Consider the following 19,637-nt stretch of genomic DNA (forward strand, 5'->3'; position numbering starts at 1 on the left):
TCAGCGGACCTGGCGCTCGGTGGCCTGCGTCCAGGCGATGCCGGACTGGGTGTCCTCGTCGGCCACGACGAAGCGGACTGCCTCGCGCTGGATCACGATGTGCTCGCCGTTGGGCTTCGCCAGGAAGACGTGCACGAAGTACTGCCCACCGCCGAGTCGCACGTCGCGCAGGTGCCACTCGACGGTGGCGGTCCCACGCAGCGGGTCGTGGTGGGTGGCGAGCTGCCGGCTGTCGACGCCGAAGGCCGGGTGGCCGAGGTGCGTCTCGATCTTGATGCCGGCACGCCACTCGGGCAGGACCGTCGTGTGCGAGAACGTCGCCCGGACGATCAGGTCGTCGCCGTGGCGGTGCTCGGCGCCCTCGGGCTTGCCGGGGATCTCGAGCTCGACGTGCTCCACCTTGCCGGGGCTCGCCACGTCCTTCGGGTCGTGGGCCTCGACCTCGGCGACGCGGCGGTCCTCGAGGATGTCGCGGAAGTTCTTCACGGCCAGGCGTGCGGACCCCTGGAACATCACCTCGCCGTGGTGCAGGACGACCGCGGAGTCGCAGAGTTCCTGGACCTGACCGAGCGAGTGCGACACCAGGATGATGGTCCGCCCCTGGGCCTGGAACTCACGGATCTTGTCGAGGCACTTCTTCTGGAACTGCTCGTCGCCGACGGCCAGGACCTCGTCGACCAGCAGGACGTCCGGGTCGGTGTTGATGGCGACGGCGAAGGCGAGTCGCACGTACATGCCGGATGAGTAGAACTTCACCTGGGTGTCGATGAAGTCACCGATGCCGGAGAACTGCAGGATGTCGGCGAAGCGGGCTTCGGTCTCCTCCTGCGACTGGCCGAGGATCGCGGCGTTCAGGTAGACGTTCTCGCGACCGGTCAGGTCGGGGTGGAAGCCGGCACCGAGCTCGATGAGTGCGGCCAGACGGCCCCGTCGGTCGACGGTCCCGGTGGTGGGTTCGAGGATGCCGCCGATGGTCTTCAGCAGGGTCGACTTGCCGGAACCGTTCGGGCCGAGCAGCCCGATGGTCGTGCCGGCCGGGATGTCCAGGCTGATGTCCTTGAGCGCCCAGAAGTCCTCGCTGTGGCGTCGTCCGGCACGGCCGAGGGTGACGACGCGCTCCTTGAGCGAGTTGTCCTTGCGGATCGTGAACCGCTTGGAGACGTTCCGCACCGTGACGACGGCCGGGGCGTCGGCGAACGGCGAGGTGGTGGTCTGCGCGAGGTCGTTGTCGATGGTCATCGGATCAGATCTCCTGGGCGAAGTTGCCCTGCAGCTTGGCGAACACGCGCTGGCACACGACGAGGGCGACGAGGCCGACGACGGCCGCGATGCCCAGGCGGAGCAGCAGGTGCGACGGGTACTCGGCGTCGGCTCCGGCGGTCCAGAACGCACGGTGGATGCCGAGCACCGCGAGGGTGATCGGGTTCGCCGAGTAGAGGTTCAGCAGCCACTCGGGCGCACGGCTCGCGACCATCTGCCAGCTGTAGACGATGGGGGAGCCCCACATCAGCAGCAGGACCAGGACCTCGACGAGGTACTGCATGTCGCGGAGGTAGACGTTCGCCGCCGCGAGCAGGAGGGCCAGTGCCGTCGCCCAGATGAGGATCACCAGGGTGGCCGGGAGGAAGTAGAGCAGGTCGGGCCGGAGCCAGGCGAAGCCGCTCTGCAGGATCGCTGCGACCAGCAGGACGACGAGCTGCACGCCGAAGTTGAACAGCGCGGCACCCACGCTCGCCAGCGGGTAGATCTCCCGTGGCAGGTAGACCTTCTTGATCAGGCCGCCGTTCGAGACGATCGACGCGGTCCCGGAGGCCACGATCTCGCTGAACAGCCCGTACAGGGTCAGGCCCGAGAACACGTAGATGGCGAACTCGGGGATGTTCCGCGACGCGCCGAGGATCTCACCGAGCACGAAGTAGTAGATCGCCAGCTGCACGAGCGGGCGGATCAGCGTCCAGGCGAACCCGAGCGCGCTGTCCTTGTACCGCGACTTCAGGTCGCGGCGGATCAGCAGGTCGAGCAGCTGCCGGTGTGCGAAGACCTCCCGGACGGAACCGAGCAGCGCCGTCGCCGGACGACCGGCGGGGACCATGCGCTCCTGGCGGAGACGGTCGAATCGCTCGCTGACGATGTTGCTCATGGGTTCCTCACGTAGGTGCGCTGGGGCGACGGACAACTGTACATCGGCCCTCGGGACGGCTGACTGCGACCGTCAGCGCCCGTTCTTGCTCTCGCGCATGATGCGCACACGGTTCTGGACCTTGTCCCGGAGCCCCCCGACGCCGTTCTGCTTGAGGTACCAGGTGGCCAGGCGGACGTCGCGGACGACTCCGTGCCGGCTGTTGGCGATCTCGTGGAACTCCATCTCACGCGCCCGTGCGGGGCTCAACGCGACGCGGGGTCGGCTCCCCGCCGTGACGGACCCGGCCGGGACGGCCGCGTCGTGCGCCCGGTCGGCGGCGACCTGTGGGTCCTTGCAGAACTCCACGAGCGGGGCGAGCGCGCGCTCCCACGTGAACTCGTCCCGGACGCGGGTCACGGCGTCACGAGCCGCCTGTGCGGCGATCGGGTCGTAGAGCATCGACTCGAGCGCGGCGGCGAGCGCGTCGACGTCGCGTTCCTGCACGGCCACGCCCATGCCTTCCGCCGCGACCAGGTCGCCGAAGCTGTCGCCGTCGGTCGTGACGATCGGCAGGTTCGCCCACATGTAGTCGAGGATCCGCGTGCGGAACGAGAAGGTCGTCTCGATGTGCGCGAAGTGCGTGCTGACGCCGGCGTCCGCCTCGAGCAGGTAGTTCTGGCGGTCGTCGAGCGCGACCCACTGTTCGTTGAAGAAGACGTGCTTGCCGGTCAGGCCGAGCTGGTCGCTGATGCGCCGGGTCTCGGAGACGATCGCCATCTCCGGCACGTCGGGGTTCGGGTGTGCGACGCCCAGGAAGAACAGACGGATGTCGTCGTGGCGCTCGGCGACCTGTGCGATCGCACGGACGAGGGACGGCGTGTCGAACCAGTTGTAGATGCCACCGCCCCAGATGACGACCTTGTCGTCGTCGCCGATGCCCGGCGTGACGCCGCGGATGGCCTTGCGCTCGTGCTGCGGCGGCTTCGAGTCCATGCCGAACGGGGCGACCGCGATGAGCTTCCGGAGGTTGTCGTCGGCCAGGTAGTTGTCCGGGTTGACGCGACCGACCGCGGCCAGCTGTCCGAGCCAGAACAGACGCTGCCGCTCGGAGGCGCAGAGGAAGAAGTCGCCGCGCTCGAGCTGGGCGTTGATGACCTCGGTCGTGCTGGTCACCTGGTTGCGCCAGCCGACGTCACCGTTGTCCCGCGCCTGCTCGAGCTGCTCGAGGTGCATCGGGTCGTACAGGTCGACGACCATGATCTTGTTCGACCGCTGCAGGGTCGTGAAGTGGTGCAGTGCGTAGCCCTGGAAGAAGATGACGTCCGCCCACTCCTCGTGCTCCCGCATCGCACGCTCGTGCTGCAGCGGGACACGGGCGACCTCGAAGGCGTCGGACTTCCGGTTGGCCACGTTCCAGGTCACGAGGCGGACGTCGTTGTCGGCGGACAGCGCCTCGGCGATCTTCCAGGCGCGCATGCCCGGCCCGGCCATCTTCTCGCCGAGGGCGTCGCCGGTGATGACGAGGACCTTCGTCCGGTGCATCGGCGCCTCGATGTCGAACGCCTCGAGGATGGCGCGGTAGCCCTCCAGGAAGTAGCCGTCCTCGAAGAGCGGCTTGAACGCGTCGCCGAACAGCCGGAAGACGTCCTTGTCGCTGCGGACGCGCTGCGACTGGATCCGGCGACGCTCCTCGGACAGGCGTGGCAGGTCGGCGACGAACTGGTCGAGCGCGAAGAACCCGGCGACGGTCTCCTTCGAGATCGCGGTGAGGGCGTCGAACTCGTCCGGTGCGCCGGTGAAGCGGCGTATGTCGAACTCCTCCGAGTCGCGACCGCTCTTGGCGACCGCGCGACGGGCGAGCAGCGCCAGTGCCGCGGGGAGGAACACCCCGAGGTTCTCGTCGGAGAGGTTCTTGTAGAGCAGGTGCAGGGCGTTCCGCTCGAGCAGGTACATCTCACGGTGGTCGCCGAACGACTTCATCGAGCCGTGGTGCTTGTGGAAGACGACCGAGCGCGGGGCGAACCGGACGCGGTAGCCGAGCAGGTTCAGGCGCCAGCCGAGGTCCACGTCGTCGTAGAACATGAACAGGCCCTCATCGAACCCACCGACCTCGAGGAAGACGTCGCGGCGGACGAAGAGCGCCGACCCGGTCCCGAAGAGCAGGTCCTGCGGGGTGTCGAACCGGCCGTCGTCGACCTCGGCGATGTGCGCCTTGTATCCCATCCCGAACCAGCTGAGACCGGACTCGACGAAGTCGATCGTGCGGCCCTCCCAGTCGAGGACCTTGCTCGCGACCGCGGCGACCCGGGGGCTCGGGGCGAAGCCGGCGATGCCCTCCTTGACCCAGTCGACGTGCGGCTTCGCGTCGTTGTTGAGGAACGCCACGACGTCGCCGGTGGCCTCTCGCGCTCCGAGGTTGCTGCCGCCGGTGAAGCCGAGGTTCTCCGCCGAGACGATGATCCGCACGTTGGCCTGGCCGCCGAGCGCTGCGCGGAGGCGGGCTTCGCTGTCGTCGCCGGAGCCGTTCTCGACGACGACGATCTCCAGACGGTCTGCCGGCCAGTCCACCTCGCTGAGACGGGCGATGCACTCGAGGGTGTCGTCGGTGCCGCGGAAGTTGATGACGACGACGGACACGCGGGGCGCGGAAGTGGGCATGGCTGGACTCCGTACATCGACTGGCAGCGGAGCGCGGAGGGCGCGCCGCGGGAACCCCGGAAGGCGGCACCACTATACCGAGAACACCACGGGCCTCCCGGGGTGGCCGCGCGGTGTCGGTGACCCGGACGGTCGGCCTGGGAGACTGTCGGCGTGGACGTCTCCGTGGTCATCGTCGACTGGCATCAGCCCGACCTCACGCGTCGGGCCGTCGGATCCGTGCTGTCGCAGCGCGTGGACGCGTCGGTGGAGGTGGTGCTGGTCGTGAACGACGCCGACGACGACACGGTGCGCTCGTACCGCGAGGACTTCCCGGCGCTCGTGATCGTGCCTGAACCGACCAACGCCGGCTTCGCCGGCGGCGTGGCACGCGGCCTCGCCGCGTCGTCCGGGGCGGTCGTCGTCCTCGTCAACAACGACGCGGTCGCCGACCACGGCTTCCTCGACCGCGGGCTGGCGGCACTGGCCGCGGGGGGACCGACGACGGCAGCCGTGGCCGCGACCGCGGTGCTGGAGGGACGGTTCGCACCGGTCGTGCCCGGGGCCTCCCGTTCCGACGACGACCTGGTCGCCGCCGACGGCCGCCGCTGGCGACGGGTCGAGACCGGCGGGGTGACGCTCGTGAACGGCACCGGGGTCGTCCTCGACCGCTCCGGCAACGGGCGGGACCGGGACTGGCTCCGGCCGGTGGACGACGCACCGGAGCACGCCCCGCTGTTCGGGTTCTCCGGCGGCGCCGCGTTCCTGCGCCGCGCCGCCGTCGACGCGGTCGGCGGGTTCGACGAGTCCCTCTTCATGTACTACGAGGACCTCGACCTCGCCTGGCGTCTCCGCCTGGCGGGGTACCGGATCGGGGCGGCCCCGGATGCGGTGGTCGTGCACCGGCACGCGGCGAGTTCGGGCAGCGACTCGCCGCTGGTGCGGTACCAGAGCATGCGCAACCGGCTCGTCGTGACGGCTCGTGACGCGACGGACCGCATGGTCGGTCGGGTCGTCGCGCGGACGGTGGTGCGGATGGTGCGCGACCTCGCACAGCCCGCTCGCGCGCAGCTCACGCCGGGTGCGTGGTGGCGGCTCGTCCGGGAGGCCCCTGCCGCGCTCCGCCGCGCACGTCGCCTGCGCCGCGTCGACGGTCACGACGCGCAGGCGCGTCGGCGTGTGGAGTCACTGCTGACGTGAGCCCCGCGGCCGGGTCGAGTGGTGTCCCGGACGGGGGGTGAAGTGGGGGCTGTGTGATCGCTGTTGCACAGGTAGTCTTCTGGGGCGCGTGAGCCTCCGTCGCGATCTGGGGTCGTCAGTTGCTCACACCCGAACCGCGTGCTCGACCACACCCCGTCGCCGCCCCCGGAAAGGCCCCCGACGTGAAGAAGCTCGTCGCCATCGCCGCCACCGTGCTCGCCGTCGCGAGCGTGCTGGTCGGCTTCCAGATCGCCGGACCGACTGCGGGGCAACAGCCTGCGAACGCCCTCAGTGGGTCGTCGTTCCAGGCCGGGAACATCATCTCCGACGCGAACTTCTACAACGGCGGGTCGATGACGATCAACCAGGTGCAGGCGTTCCTCGACAGCCAGGTGTCGACGTGCACGAACAGCAACTGCCTGCGCAACGGCCGGTACTCGATGAGCAGCCGCGGTGCCGATGCCATGTGCGCCGCGGTCACTGGCGGGTCGTCCCTCTCGACCGCCCAGATCGTCACGCGCGTCGGCAAGGCGTGCGGGATCAGCCCGAAGGTGATGCTGGTCACGCTGCAGAAGGAACAGGGCCTGATCACGTCCCGCGGGCCGTCCGCCGCCGTGCTCGAGCGCGCCATGGGCTACGCCTGCCCGGACAACGTCGGTGGCCACTGTGACCCGGCCTACGCCGGCGTCGGCAACCAGATGTACTGGTCGGCGTGGCAGTGGAAGCGCTACAGCAACCCGCCCGGCACGAGCAACTACTTCACCTGGTTCAACCCGGGCGGCAACCGCGCGATCCAGTACAACGTGCCGACGTCGTGCGGCACGAAGTCCGTCGCGGTCCAGAACAAGGCGACCGCCGCGCTGTACTACTACACGCCGTACACGCCGAACACCGCCGCGCTGAACAACCTCTACGGCACCGGCGACGGCTGCTCCGCCTACGGCAACCGCAACTTCTGGCGCATGTACACCGACTGGTTCGGCTCCACCACCGGGAACGCGCCGGTGCCCACCACGGCGAAGGGCAGCTACGACGCCGTCACCGCGTCCTACAACACCGTCACGGTGGCCGGCTGGGCGCTCGACACCACGACCACGGCGAGCACTCGGATCCGGGTCACGGTCGGATCGACGTCCAGCACGGCCTCTGCGACCGGCAACCGTCCCGACGTCGCCGCCGCCTACCCGAAGTCCGGGGCGAAGCACGGGTTCACCGCGACCGTGGCCGCATCCCCCGGCTCGCAGCAGGTCTGCGTCAGCGCGCTCTCGTCGAACGGCAAGACCTCGGCGGACCTCGGGTGCAAGTCGGTCACCGTGCTGAACGGCTCGCCGTTCGGTGCGCTCGACCGGGCGGCCGCCGCTCCCGGCGGCGTCTCGGTCGCCGGGTGGGCGATCGACCCCGAGACCGCGAAGTCGATCGGCGTCACCGTCACCTCCGACGGCAAGGCCGTGAAGAAGTTCACCGCGACGAAGAGCCGCCCGGACGTCGCCCGGGCCTACCCGAAGGCAGGCCCGGCGCACGGCTTCGGTGCGACGAGTCCCGTCCCGGCGGGCAGCCACCGCATCTGCGTCACGGGGACGAACATCGGCAAGGGCAGCAACGCGACGATCGGGTCGTGCTCGACCGTCAACGTGCCCGGATCCCGTCCGATCGGGTCCTTCGAGCGGGCCACCGTCACGCCGACGGCCGTCACCGTGACGGGCTGGGCGCTCGACGGCGACTCCAAGAGCCCGATCCGGGTCGAGGTCACCGTCGACGGTGTCGCGAAGCGCGTCGCCGCGGACGGCTCCCGACCGGACGTCGCGAAGCTCTACCCGATCTACGGTTCGGCGCGCGGGTTCACCGTGTCGGTCCCCGCGTCACGCGGCACGCACGAGGTCTGTGTCAAGGCACTGAACACCGGCTCGGGCAACTACAGCCCTCGGCTGGGGTGCAAGACCGTCACGGTCGTGAACGCGGCGCCGATCGGGAGCCTCGACGAGGTCAAGCCGGTCGCCGGGGGGATCAGTGCTGCGGGGTGGGCGATCGACCCGGACACGAAGTCCTCGATCGCCGTGGACCTGACCGTCGACTCGACGGTGAAGCGGGTCACCGCATCGGCCAGCCGCCCGGACGTGGCGCGCTCGTACCCCGAGGCCGGCGCCGCACACGGGTACCGGGCCACGCTGGGGGCCTCGGCCGGCACGCACAAGGTGTGCGCGACGGCCGTCGACTGGGCCGGCGGAGCCGGGACGCCGCTGGGCTGCAAGACGGTGAAGGTTCCCTGAGCCCTGAGCCCTGAGCCCTGAGCGCTCGACCACCACGGACGCCGTCGCCCACCGGGCGGCGGCGTCCTGCTGCGCCGTGGTCGTCGCCGTCGGTGAGGGTGCGGGACGCGCCCGGTGCCGGTCCAGTCCCACCGGTGGCTGCTGTGAGAGGATCGTCCGGTGCTTGAGACCAGACCGCCCGTCGGAGGGATGACGGACGGCGAGCCGACGGGCAGTCCCGTCCGCCGCCGTGTCCTGTCGATCGTCGTCCCGCTCGTCATCTGGGTCGTCATCGCCCTGGCGGGCTGGCTGCGTCTGACCCCGCAGGTCCGCAACACGCTCTGGGCCGAGGACGGCAAGGTCTTCCTCGGGGAGCAGTACCGCCTGGGGGTCGCCGGGGCGCTGTTCCACGACTACGCCGGCTACCTGCACGTCGTGCCGCGGCTCGTCGTCGCGGTCGCGTCCCACATCGGTCCCATCGACCGACTCGCCGTGACGGTGTCCGCGCTCTGCGTCGTCGTCGCTGCCGCCGTCGGTGCCGCGGTCTGGGTGCTCACCGCCGGGGTCATCCGCTCCGTGGTCGCTCGGCTGCTCCTGGCACTGATCCCGGCGCTCGTGCCCCTCGGTCCGATGGAGATCCAGGCGAACGCTGCGAACCTGCACTGGTTCCTGATGTTCCTGATGCCCTTCGCCCTGTTGACGCCGGTGCGTTCCTGGTCGAAGGGGATCCTGCTCGGCATCGCGACGTTGCTGGCCGGGCTGACCGAGATCCAGATCGTGGCGTTCTTCCCACTGTTCTTCGTCGGCATCCGGAACCGGTACCGCTGGCCGATCATCCTCGGGTCGGTGATCGGTGGTGCCGCCCAGGTCGTCACGACCCTGACGCACCCGCGCGCCGCCGCGACGGTCCCGCACGAGACCGTCGCCGACATGGTGCTCGGCTACGCGGTGCAGCCGTTCGCCGGGTCGTTCACCTGGAGCATGCCGGCCGTCGGTCGGGCCATCGCCGAGAACGGCGTCTGGGTCGTGGTGCTGCCGCTCGTCGTCGCCGCCGTCCTGACGGCCCTCGGCCTGTGGCTCGGGGCCCCCGGCCAGCGCTGGATGCTCGGCTCGATGGTGTGGGCCTCGGCGGCGGTCTGGTTCGGGGCGGTGTTCCTGAACCCGAACCAGATGCTCGCGTTCGCCCACTTCGACGCGGGCCAGTGGCTCGGGAACTGGACGTTCCGCTACAGCGCGGCCGGGTCGATGTACGTCATCGGTGCGTTCGTCGTGCTCGCCGACATCGCCCTCACCCGCGGCGGACTCGTCCGCGGCGGACTCGTCCGGGGTGGACTCGACCGGGGCGCAGTGACCGGACGGCACCGGGTCGGCGTCGTCTGGGTCTTCCGGGTCGTCGGCATCCTGCTGGTCCTCGGCGTCGCACTGTCGTTCGCGCTGAACTTCTCGGTGGACAAGGCGAACCGCCAGGCCGGCCCGTACTGGGACCAGGGCATCGAGACCTCGGAGTCCCGCTGCGCGCAGACGCCGAGTGCCGATGCGTCCGTGCAGATCGCCCCGGGGCCGCAGTGGGCCGTCAGCGTGCCCTGCGCCATCATCGACCAGGACGCCGTGCGCTGAGCGCCGAGCAGACCGCGAACCGTGAGAAGGAAATGACCCGCACCACCGAACCCCGAGCCCTCGTCATCGTCCCGACGTACAACGAGGCAGAGAACATCCGCGACATCGCGGCCCGCATCCTCGAGACCGTGCCGACGGCGTCGCTGCTGGTGGTGGACGACGGCAGCCCGGACGGCACCGGCGACCTGGTCGAGGCGATGGCGCAGGACGACGACCGCGTGCACCTGCTCCGCCGCGCCGGCAAGCTCGGCCTCGGGACCGCGTACGTCGCCGGGTTCCGCTGGGGCCTGGAGCAGGGGTACGACCTGCTCGTCGAGATGGACGCGGACGGTTCCCACCCGGCTGACCGTCTGCCGGCGCTGATCGCGGCGGTGGCCGACGCGGACCCCGCCGACGACGTCATGCTCGCGATCGGATCGCGCTGGATCCGTGGCGGCTCGGTCGTCGACTGGCCCAAGCGCCGCGAGGTCCTCAGCCGCGGGGCGAACACGTACGCCCGCCTGATCCTCGGCCTCGCCGTCCACGACATCACCGCTGGCTTCCGCGTCTACCGCGCCGAAGCGATCGCCCGGATGGACCTCGGGTCGATCGACTCCAAGGGCTACTGCTTCCAGATCGACATGACGCTGCGCACACACGACCTGGGTGGACGCATCGTCGAGGTGCCCATCCGCTTCCGCGACCGCGTGCACGGGGTGTCGAAGATGAGCAAGGACATCATCGTCGAGGCGATGGTCCGCACCACCCAGTGGGGCCTGCAGCGCCGCTTCCGTCCCCGGTCGCAGCGCCGCGCCTGAGACAGCAGGGCCGCGCCGGCGACGGTGAGCGGGTCAGGCCCGGGGCGTGTCAGGTCCGGGGGAGTCGGATCCGCCAGGACCGCCGCCTGGCCGACACCACCAGCACGGTGACGAAGAGCATCAGGCCGGCACCGTGCAGCACGTAGCTCTCCGCGGCGCTCGTGACACCGAGCAGGACGAGCACCGCCGCGGGCCAGACGTACGCCACCCCCGGGAAGGTCGTGGCGGTCACCCACGACCGGGCGAAGGCGAGCACGGCAGCGCCGACCAGCAGGAGCATGCCCGCGAGGCCGATCTGCAGCCACGCGTCGACCACGGCGTCCAACCCCGAGGTGAACCGAGCCCCGGACGGGTCGACGAACGCCACGTACGGCACGACCGGCTCCGTGGGCCAGGTGCCGACCCAGCCCCAGCCCTGGATCGGGTACTGGGCGATGAACGTGCGGATCTCGGACCAGAGCTCGAGCCGGGTCGTCGTCCCGCCCGCGGCGCCGATCTCGGGGAGCACCCGGTCGCGCGCGATGACGAGGAAGATCCCCATGGCGACGACGAACGTGCTGAGCACCGTGTTCACCACGGGACGGGTGCCGGGTCGGGCGTGTCGAAGCGACCAGAGCGCCAGCGCGGTGACGGTGAGCGCGATCGTCGCGAGTCCGGTGATGGGTGACTGCACCAACATGAGGGTGACGACCGCGGTGGCGGTCGACACGATCGCCCGCCACCGCGTCACCGACCGGGTGAGGAACTCGACGACGAAGGTGACGAGGGCGGTGGCGGCGATGAAGCCCATGAAGTTGCGGGTGCCGCCGATGCCCTGGATCGGCCCACCGAACGCGATGTCCCCGCGGATGCCGAACGCCGGGATCGGCAGGTCCAGGACCAGGCCGGACAGGACCTCCAACCCGAGTGCCACGGCCAACAGGACCCGGAACGCATCACCGCAGGCCCGGATGACCTGCACCAGGTCGCGGCCGAGTGCCAGGTAGAGGCCCAGACCGACGAAACCGAGCGTCGCCGCGAACCCCCGGAGCGCGACCCAGGAGTACTCGCTCCACAGCACGCTGAGCCCGCAGTACCCGACGAGGGCGATCAGGGACAGCGGCAGGACGCCGTGCCACTCGATCCGGTAGCGCTGTCCGAGCAGGCTCAGCCCGGCCAGGACGACGAGTGTGACGAGGACCGCCCACGTCCCCGGAGCGCCGACGAGGGCCCGGACGGTGGGCTCGCCGAAGGCGAACAGCACGATCGTCGTGGCGAGTGCCTGGCTGAACCGGCCGCCCGCGGAGAACCCGATCCAGGCGGACAGGTACCGACGTGCGCGCATGCGTCGGGTCGTCCGGCCGTCCGTCATCCGTCCATGATGACGTACGCGACTCGGCTGCAGCTGCGCCATCGCGGAGCGTCGATATCACGGATCGTCGCTCCGCCGGTAGCGTCGGCCCTCGATGCGACGCCCCGGGACACAGCGCTGGTCGGCCGCTGCGGCCGTGCTCCTCGGGGTGCTCGCCGCCGCCGTCGCCTGGGTGCGGCTCGGACCGGAGGGCCGCGGGACGGGGTGGGCCGAGGACATCGGCCTGTTCTTCCGTGAACGGCTCGAGCTCGGGGCCGTCGAGAGCGTCGTGCATCCCTACGCGGGCTACCTGCACGTGGTCCCGCGGCTGGTGGTCGACGTCGCCTTCCTGCTGCCGGTCGAGTGGTACGTCCTCGCCGTCTCGGCGATGTCCTGCCTGCTCGTCGGCGCGGTGTGCGGCGGCGTCTGGGTCCTGGCGCGGGAGGTCGTGCCGTCCTGGCCGCTCCGACTCGTGCTGGCCGCGGTGCCCGTGCTGCTGCCCGCAGCGCCGTGGGAGGTCTCCGGCACCGCGGCGAACCTGCACACCTTCGGCCTGTTCCTGGCACCGTGGCTCTTCGCGCACCGGGTCCGGACCTGGTGGGGTGCCGCGGTCCTGGCGCTCGTGACCGTGCTGGTGGTCGGGTCGGAGACGCAGACCGTCGTCTTCCTGCCCCTCCTCGTGCTGGCGTGGTCGCCGTCGGCCGCGCGAGGCGGCGACACCGGGGTGGCCGGCCGTCGGCGGAGCACGCGGTGGCGCGCCCTGCCCGTGACCCTCGCCGCCGTCGGGACCGAAGCCGCGCAGATCGGGACGGCGCTGACCACCGAGCGTGCGTCCGCGCCGGGCGCACCCACGGCCCAGGACGTCGCCGCCGGCTGGGCACTGCAGACGGTCGGTGGACTCTGGACCGCTGACGTCGGTGCCGTCGGGCGTGCCGTGGTGGCCGACGGCTGGGCCGTCGTGGCTGTGCCGGCCGTCGCACTCCACGCGGTCGTGGTGCTCGGCGCGGTGACCGCGCTCCGCGACGGCCACCCCCGCCGCGCGGTCCTCGCGCTGGCGCTCGCGCTCGGTGCGGCGGCGGTCTGGACCGCAGCGCTGGTCGCGAACGCCTCGGCCGACGGCCGGTGGTCCCGCGCCGCACCCGGCGACCTCGTCGCCGCCACACCGTCCCGGTACGCGGCGGCTGCCGGCCTCCTGCTCTGCGCGTCCGTGGTCGTCGCGGCCGCGGTGCTCGTCGACCGCCGTGCCGCGGTGCCCGTCGACCGCCGTGCCGCGGTGCTCGTCGACCGCCGTGCCGCGGTGCCCGTCGACCGCCGTGTCCGTCGGGGACGAGACCGGGCAGAGGACGTGTCCGGTCGGCGTCGTCGACGAACGGGAGGCCCGACCGCCGCCGTCCTCGTCACCGTCGGTTGGTCCGTGGTCGCCCTGCTCGTCGCCTCGTGGGTCGGCAACGTGCCCGGCGTGGCGCAGCGGGCCTCCGGGCCGACGTGGCAGCCGCAGTTCGTCGCCGCGGAACGCGCGTGTGCCCGGCGTCCGTCCGGGACGGTTCGGATCCGGGCGCTGCCCTGGAGCGCCGAGGTGCCCTGCTCGCTGGTGCTCCAGGACCGCTGACCACAGAGCACGAGAGCGCGGGGCAGGACGCTCCGCGCGTCGGTCAGCGCCCGTCGATCAGGGGTTCGCGGCCCACCGGAACGCCCGCTTGGCCAGCGGCGTCCGCGGACCGTCGCCGACGGAGGCGGGCTCCTCGGTGACGAGCACGATCCGCGACTTGATCGCCACGAGGGCGAAGAGCACCCAGTTGCCCTGGTAGAGCAGCCGCGACTCGGCGACGGACTGCACCAGGAGCGCGACCACGACGAGCAGGGGGAACAGGGTCACCGGGTCGAACGGGCGCGGACGGAGGTCCGGTCCGAACCCGGGTCGGGTCGCGCCGGCCCACGACCGCGCCAGGGTGGTGAGCACGTAGACGGCGAAGAGGACCAGGCCGACGATGCCGGTCTGCATCCAGACGTCCAGTCCGGCGTCGTGCGCCTGCAGGTACTGCACGCCGTGCAGCGGTGCCAGACCGGACAGCATCGGGATGTTCGGCCACCAGTACCCGATCCAGCCCCACCCGAGCACCGGGTGCTGCACGACGAGCCCCCACACGGCGGCCCAGATCGTGCCGCGACCGGTCAGGTCCGAGGAACGACCGAGCACGTCGAGGAGCTGCTCGCGGCCGAGGACCACCGCGACCACCACGACGGCGACCACGGCGACCAGCCCGAGGTACCGGCCGGCACGGTGCCCACTGGGCACGCGGCGCATCCACAGCGCGACCGCGAGGACACCAGCGACGGCGACAGCGGCGACGATCACCGTCGACGAGCGGGTCAGCGCGGACACCACAGCGGCGACCACGAGCCAGCCGATCGCCTGGTTCCGACGGAGCCGGCCCTCGGCGAGCTGCACGGCGACGGCGATCGCGGCGAGCAGCGCGACCATCGCGAGCAGGTTGGCGTTGCCCGGCAGCCCCTGGATGCGTCCACCGGTGAACAGCTCCGCGCGGGAGAAGTAGAACGCGTCCGGGATCTTCCGGTCGCCGTAGTCGGTCCAGATCGGGGCGATCGGGTGGCGCACCACGACGGCCACGACGGCCTCGAACAGCAGGGACGACCCGAGCACCCAGCGGAACGCCAGGCTGGCCGCGTCGAGGATGCGGCGCCACGTCAGCGTCGAGGCGATCGCGAACGCCACGAGTGCGCACACGACCTGCGCGACGGTGCTCGCGAGCGTCGCCGGGCGCCAGTGCGACCAGATCACCGTGACCAGGCACCAGGCGAGGAAGAGCCAGAGCGCGCGTGGCGTGCGGGTGAGGGGCGGGCGGGCACGGACCACGACGCTGATGCCCCAGGCACCCTCGAGCGCCCACACGGCCGCGGCGCCGTACCAGGTGATCGTGTTCGGGACGGCGTCCCCGGCGAACAGCGTCAGCAGGACCGCGGTGGCGAGGGCGAACGCCTCCCGCTCGGGGACGGATCCGCGGGCGAGCGGCCAAGTGATCGTCACGGGGGACAGGCTAGCGCGCACCGGTCACCTGCCGAGCGAGCTCAGCGCCGAGCGCAGCGCCGATCCGAGGGCCGGAGCGAGCGTCGTGGCGAAGGTCGCCGTCAGGTGCGTCGGATCGCGGTGGGTGAGCACCCCGCCGATCACGGCCGGACAGGTCGTCGCCGAGCAGTACCAGTCCGTCAGGTCGACGTACCGCGCCCGGTCACCGATCGCCGCCACCGCCTGCTCACTGCCGTCGAAGGCCGCGAGGGCCTGGTCACGGGGCAGGTCGCAGGCGCCCGTCGTGGGGCCCCGCATCTGCGCGAGACAGGCGGGCACGTCGTCGCGCGCGGTCGGGTTGTCCCGGAGCGCGATGACCGGCACACCGTTCTCCGTCGCACTCCGCCAGGCCCCGACCAGCCCCCGGACGACGGTCGCGTCGGCGTCCGCGCCGTCGGTGGCGATGACCGGGCTCTTGGTCGCGGCGTGCGTCACGAGGAGGGCGTCGAGCCCGTCCGCGTGGTCCTGCACCCATCGCACCGCGTTCTGCTTCCAGCCCTGGCAGCTGTCGGTGTAGGCCTCGGTCGGTGCTTGCTGCGTCGCAGTGGTGAAGTAGCAGCCGATGTGCCCGGCGACGTCGATCCGCCAGTGCTCACGCTCCGCGATCGCCGCGTACGCCGTGATCAACGCGTTGTTGTGCGAGTCGCCGACCGCCAGCAGGTGCTTCCGGTAGCCGGTCCGCGGTCCGAACGAGCACACGTTGAAGTCCGCGGTGGTGTTCGACCAGCACGCGTCCTCGTTGGCGTCGTCGTGGAGTGCGGCCGCGGGGGCCGGGACGCGGACGTCCGCCAGCCGGGGGTTGACGCACGGCTCGGCCGATCCGATGTGGGTCGCCGCCCCGAAACAGTCCACGTCCCCACGCGCCAGACGCTCCGTGAACGCCTGGGCCTGGACCTGCTGGACGTGCACCGCCGTCAGGGTGCCGGCACCCAGGGCGACGACGACCGCGGTCGCGACCAGGCCGATCACCGCCACCCGGAACGGTCGCATCCGCACCGTCCGGACCCGCGCGCGCAGGGGCTCCTCGACCAGCAGGGTCGACGCCGCCGCGAGCACGAGCGCGCCGACCAGGACCGCCAGCTTGCTCGTGGTGCCGAGCGGGTGCCCCAGCACGACCGGCAGCAGGACGACCGCCGGCCAGTGCCAGAGGTAGATCGCGTACGAGGTCCGTCCGATGAAGGCCACCGGTGCCGTCCGACCGACGACCTCCAGGGTGCTGCGCGCCCCCGCGGCCAGGACCAGCGCGGCCGAGAGCACCGGCAGCAGCGCCGCGGTGCCGGGGAACGGCGTCGACGGCGTGATCACGACGACCGACGCGACCAGACCTGCGACACCCGCCCACGTGCCTCCCGCCCGGACCGCCGTCACGCGAGCCGACCGTGCCGCGGCGAGCGGCACGGTCGCGACGAGCCCGCCCAACGCGAACTCCCACGCGCGCGTCGCGGTCGAGAAGTACGCGATCCCCGGGGCCGTCCTCGTCTCGACCACGCACCAGACCAGGCTCAGCACACCGATGGTCCCGAGCAGGACCCGGGCGGTCCGGACCGGGTCCGCGCGGCGCCGGCGCGGCAGGGCGGCGAGCAGCACCAGGAGGACCGGCAGGACGATGTAGAACTGCTCCTCGACCGACAGTGACCAGAAGTGCTGGAACGGCGACGGCTGGTTGTCGCTGGCCAGGTAGTCGACCGCGTCGGACGCCAACTGCCAGTTCTGCAGGTACACCGTGGCGGCTATGAGCTCCCGGCCGTACTGGCCCCAGAGCGAACTCGGCACGACGGCGAGGACCGCGATCCCGGTCACGGTCAGCGTCAGGAAGGCACCGGGGAGGAGCCGCCCGGCGCGCCGCGCCCAGAACGTCCCCAGGGCGATCCGGCCGGTCCGCACCTGCTCCCGGAGCAGGTGGCCGGTGATGAGGAAGCCGGAGATGACGAAGAACACGTCGACGCCCACGAACCCGCCCGGCAGCCGGTTCGGCCACAGGTGGTAGAGCACGACGGCCACGACGGCGAACGCGCGGAGTGCCTGGACGTCCCAGCGAGTACGGTCGTGAACGGGTGCAGCTGGCTCGGACATCGCCGAGAGTCTATGTATCGCGGATCGTGCACGTCGTGCGCCGCTCCCGTCTCGCGCCGCTCGGGTCCGGCGTCGCCGGATACGCTCGACCCATGTTTCTCGGCATCACGAACACCCCGCGCGACTACGCCTGGGGGTCCGTCTCCGCGATCCCCGAACTGCTCGGACGGACCGTCACCGGCGTCCCGCAGGCCGAACTCTGGCTCGGCGCCCACCCCGGCAGCCCGAGCGTCGTGGTGAACCCCGCCATGGTCGGCGGCGCGGACACCGTCCTCGACTGGATCGACGCCGAACCGCAGACCGCCCTCGGCGACGACCGGACCGGTCTGCCCTTCCTGCTCAAGGTCCTCGCCGCCGCCGCCCCGCTCTCCCTGCAGGCACACCCGACGCCCGAGCAGGCACGCGAGGGCTTCGACCGTGAAGAAGCCGCGGGCGTCCCGATCGACGACCCGGCCCGCAACTACAAGGACCCGTTCCCGAAGCCCGAACTCGTCGTCGCGCTCAGCGACCGGTTCGAGGCCCTCAGCGGCTTCCGCCCCGTGGCCGACGCGCTCGCCGAGGTCGAGACCCTCGACGCCGGGTCCGGTCGACTCGGCCCGCTCGTCGTGCACCTGCAGCAGGGGCTCGAGGACACCGTGCGCTGGCTCGAGGAGACCGACGACTCCGCCCGCGCCGTGATCGGTGCGGTCGGACACCTGGCCGCAGCGGCCGTGGACGCCGCCACCGCGGCCGACACCACCGTCTCGCCGAACACCGCGACCGCCGCGGACCTCGCCCGGGCCTACCCGGACGACCCCGGCGTCGTCGTCTCGCTCCTCATGCACCGCGTGACGCTGACCCGCGGCGAGGCGATGTACCTGCCCGCCGGCAACATCCACGCGTACCTCGACGGACTGGGCATCGAGCTGATGGCACCGTCCGACAACGTGCTCCGTGGCGGCCTCACCCCGAAGCACGTGGACGTCCCCGAACTGCTGCGCGTCCTCGACTTCACGGCGTACCCGGCACCGCTGCTCGAACCGGAGCACCTCAGCCCGGTCGTCGACCGCTTCGCTCCCGAGGACGTCGGGTTCGCCCTGGTGCGTGTCACGAGCGACGGTCGCCCGGTCGGACTCACGACGGGCGGGACCGCGCCGCTGTCGGGTCCGTCGATCGCGATCTGCACCGAGGGGGTCGTCACGCTCGTCGGGGCGCACTCCGCGACGCTGCTCCGCCAGGGAGAGTCCTGCTACATCACGCCGGACGAGGGCGACGTGTCGGTCGAGGCGGACGCCGGCAGCGGCCGCACCGCGACGGTCTTCATCGCGACCGGCGCATAGGGGAGCGCACCGCAGGCCCGGCGCACACCGGGCGCCGGGCACGCGCCCGGGGCGGCCGGCCGGTCCGCTAGCGTGGCGGCATGAGTTGGTTGGTCACCGGCGGTGCCGGGTACATCGGGTCCCACGTCGTCCGAGCGCTGGTCGCGGCGGGTCTCGACACGGTCGCGTTGGACGACCTCTCGAGCGGCTTCCGCGCGTTCGTGCCGGAGAGCGTGCCCTTCGTCGAGGGCACCATCCTGGACGGCGAGCTCCTCGCCCGCACGCTCCGCGAACACGACGTCACGGGTGTCGTGCACGTCGCGGGCTTCAAGTACGCGGGTGTCTCGGTCGAACGGCCGCTGCACACCTACGAGCAGAACGTGACCGGCATGGCGACCCTGCTCCGTGCCGCCGCCGACGCCGGCGTCGACAAGGTCGTGTTCTCCTCGAGCGCGGCCGTGTACGGCACGCCGGACGTCGACGTGGTGGTCGAGGAGACCCCGAAGGCCCCGGAGTCCCCGTACGGCGAGTCGAAGCTCATCGGCGAGTGGCTGCTCCGGGACATGGAGGTCGCGGCGGGGTTCACGACGACGTCGCTCCGCTACTTCAACGTCGTCGGGTCGGGGGAGCCGGACCTGTACGACGCCAGCCCGCACAACCTCTTCCCGCTCGTCTTCGACGCCCTGCTGGCGGGTCGGACGCCGCGGATCAATGGCGACGACTACGCCACGCCGGACGGCACGTGCGTCCGCGACTACGTGCACGTCGCCGACCTGGCGCACTCGCACGCGGTCGCCGCCCGCAAGCTCGAGGCGGGGGAGCCGCTGCAGCGCGCGTACAACCTCGGCAGCGGTGACGGCGTGAGCGTCCGCCAGATCATGGACGCGATGGCCCGGGGGACCGGCATCGACTTCCGGCCCGAGGTCGCCCCGCGTCGCGCCGGGGACCCGGCCCGCATCGTCGCCACCGGCGAGGCGGCCGGTCGGGACCTCGAGTGGGCGATGCGGCACACGCTCGACGACATGGTGACGAGCGCCTGGGAGGCCCGGCAGCGCGCCGCGTAGACAGCGTCGGACCGCCACGCCCCGCCTCCACCCCGGACGCGGGGCGTCGCTGTCCCCCGAAAGGCCCGCAGACACGCCGCGACACGCCCGAATGGGGGACATGCCACGGCAGAAGCCGGAGCGGCTTCTATGATCCGCGACTTGACTCCGGGGAATCACACCGATGTA

At 71.6% G+C, this 19,637-nt stretch carries 13 protein-coding genes; 7 read left to right on the forward strand and 6 right to left on the reverse strand.

What is annotated here, in order from left to right; all coding sequences use genetic code 11:
• The 3 genes from SOM35_RS09260 to SOM35_RS09270 form a co-directional block, all read right to left on the reverse strand.
• The gene (locus tag SOM35_RS09260; RefSeq protein ID WP_320515166.1) at window positions 1-1,239 is read right to left on the reverse strand and encodes an ABC transporter ATP-binding protein; all 1,239 of its coding nucleotides are present in this window, start codon (window positions 1,237-1,239) and stop codon (window positions 1-3) included.
• Between the two features lie 4 nt (window positions 1,240-1,243).
• Complete coding sequence (locus tag SOM35_RS09265) at window positions 1,244-2,140, reverse strand: ABC transporter permease (RefSeq protein ID WP_320515167.1); 897 nt, start codon at window positions 2,138-2,140, stop codon at window positions 1,244-1,246.
• A 72-nt stretch (window positions 2,141-2,212) separates the two neighbouring features.
• Entirely contained in the window at window positions 2,213-4,780 is a 2,568-nt protein-coding gene (locus tag SOM35_RS09270; protein WP_320515168.1) for a glycosyltransferase, read from the reverse strand.
• A 153-nt stretch (window positions 4,781-4,933) separates the two neighbouring features.
• Between SOM35_RS09270 and SOM35_RS09275 the strand changes: the two genes are divergently transcribed.
• The 4 genes from SOM35_RS09275 (at window position 4,934) to SOM35_RS09290 (ending at window position 10,619) form a co-directional block, all read left to right on the forward strand.
• Window positions 4,934-5,959, forward strand: a complete 1,026-nt coding sequence (locus tag SOM35_RS09275) for a glycosyltransferase family 2 protein (protein WP_320515169.1) — start codon at window positions 4,934-4,936, stop codon at window positions 5,957-5,959.
• Between the two features lie 182 nt (window positions 5,960-6,141).
• Window positions 6,142-8,226, forward strand: a complete 2,085-nt coding sequence (locus SOM35_RS09280; protein ID WP_320515170.1) for a hypothetical protein — start codon at window positions 6,142-6,144, stop codon at window positions 8,224-8,226.
• A gap of 159 nt (window positions 8,227-8,385) precedes the next feature.
• Window positions 8,386-9,822 carry a hypothetical protein gene (locus tag SOM35_RS09285; RefSeq protein WP_320515171.1) on the forward strand — a complete coding sequence of 479 codons (1,437 nt, stop codon included), beginning with the start codon at window positions 8,386-8,388 and terminating at the stop codon, window positions 9,820-9,822.
• Window positions 9,823-9,854: 32 nt separating this feature from the next.
• Window positions 9,855-10,619, forward strand: a complete 765-nt coding sequence (locus SOM35_RS09290; protein ID WP_204607509.1) for a polyprenol monophosphomannose synthase — start codon at window positions 9,855-9,857, stop codon at window positions 10,617-10,619.
• 49 nt (window positions 10,620-10,668) lie between these two features.
• Here SOM35_RS09290 and SOM35_RS09295 read toward each other — a convergent pair whose 3' ends face one another.
• Window positions 10,669-11,943 (reverse strand): exopolysaccharide production protein, encoded by a 1,275-nt coding sequence (locus tag SOM35_RS09295; RefSeq protein WP_320515172.1) that lies wholly within the window; start codon window positions 11,941-11,943, stop codon window positions 10,669-10,671.
• A 121-nt stretch (window positions 11,944-12,064) separates the two neighbouring features.
• Here SOM35_RS09295 and SOM35_RS09300 point away from each other — a divergent pair, with 121 nt between their 5' ends.
• On the forward strand, window positions 12,065-13,558 hold the full coding sequence (locus SOM35_RS09300; protein WP_320515173.1) for a hypothetical protein: 1,494 nt from the start codon (window positions 12,065-12,067) through the stop codon (window positions 13,556-13,558).
• A 57-nt stretch (window positions 13,559-13,615) separates the two neighbouring features.
• Here SOM35_RS09300 and SOM35_RS09305 read toward each other — a convergent pair whose 3' ends face one another.
• Entirely contained in the window at window positions 13,616-14,995 is a 1,380-nt protein-coding gene (locus SOM35_RS09305) for an O-antigen ligase family protein (RefSeq protein ID WP_320515174.1), read from the reverse strand.
• A 24-nt stretch (window positions 14,996-15,019) separates the two neighbouring features.
• Complete coding sequence (locus SOM35_RS09310; protein WP_320515175.1) at window positions 15,020-17,107, reverse strand: acyltransferase family protein; 2,088 nt, start codon at window positions 17,105-17,107, stop codon at window positions 15,020-15,022.
• Window positions 17,108-17,199: 92 nt separating this feature from the next.
• Between SOM35_RS09310 and manA the strand changes: the two genes are divergently transcribed.
• Both manA and galE read left to right on the forward strand, forming a co-directional pair.
• Window positions 17,200-18,426: a mannose-6-phosphate isomerase, class I gene (gene manA, locus SOM35_RS09315; RefSeq protein ID WP_320515176.1), complete on the forward strand. Its 1,227-nt coding sequence runs from the start codon at window positions 17,200-17,202 to the stop codon at window positions 18,424-18,426.
• Window positions 18,427-18,506: 80 nt separating this feature from the next.
• Window positions 18,507-19,469: a UDP-glucose 4-epimerase GalE gene (gene galE, locus SOM35_RS09320; protein WP_320515177.1), complete on the forward strand. Its 963-nt coding sequence runs from the start codon at window positions 18,507-18,509 to the stop codon at window positions 19,467-19,469.
• Window positions 19,470-19,637: the final 168 nt, after the last annotated feature.

The organism is Curtobacterium sp. CFBP9011, assembly GCF_034045095.1.
Taxonomy (GTDB): domain Bacteria; phylum Actinomycetota; class Actinomycetes; order Actinomycetales; family Microbacteriaceae; genus Curtobacterium.

Bases quoted from the DNA above. Each gene is read 5' to 3' on its own strand.
- SOM35_RS09260 (WP_320515166.1), bottom strand. From the start codon at position 1,239: ATGACCATCGACAACGACCTCGCGCAGACCACCACCTCGCCGTTCGCC.
- SOM35_RS09265 (WP_320515167.1), bottom strand. From the start codon at position 2,140: ATGAGCAACATCGTCAGCGAGCGATTCGACCGTCTCCGCCAGGAGCGC.
- SOM35_RS09270 (WP_320515168.1), bottom strand. From the start codon at position 4,780: ATGCCCACTTCCGCGCCCCGCGTGTCCGTCGTCGTCATCAACTTCCGC.
- SOM35_RS09290 (WP_204607509.1), top strand. From the start codon at position 9,855: ATGACCCGCACCACCGAACCCCGAGCCCTCGTCATCGTCCCGACGTAC.
- SOM35_RS09295 (WP_320515172.1), bottom strand. From the start codon at position 11,943: ATGCGCGCACGTCGGTACCTGTCCGCCTGGATCGGGTTCTCCGCGGGC.
- SOM35_RS09300 (WP_320515173.1), top strand. From the start codon at position 12,065: ATGCGACGCCCCGGGACACAGCGCTGGTCGGCCGCTGCGGCCGTGCTC.
- SOM35_RS09310 (WP_320515175.1), bottom strand. From the start codon at position 17,107: ATGTCCGAGCCAGCTGCACCCGTTCACGACCGTACTCGCTGGGACGTC.
- manA (WP_320515176.1), top strand. From the start codon at position 17,200: ATGTTTCTCGGCATCACGAACACCCCGCGCGACTACGCCTGGGGGTCC.
- galE (WP_320515177.1), top strand. From the start codon at position 18,507: ATGAGTTGGTTGGTCACCGGCGGTGCCGGGTACATCGGGTCCCACGTC.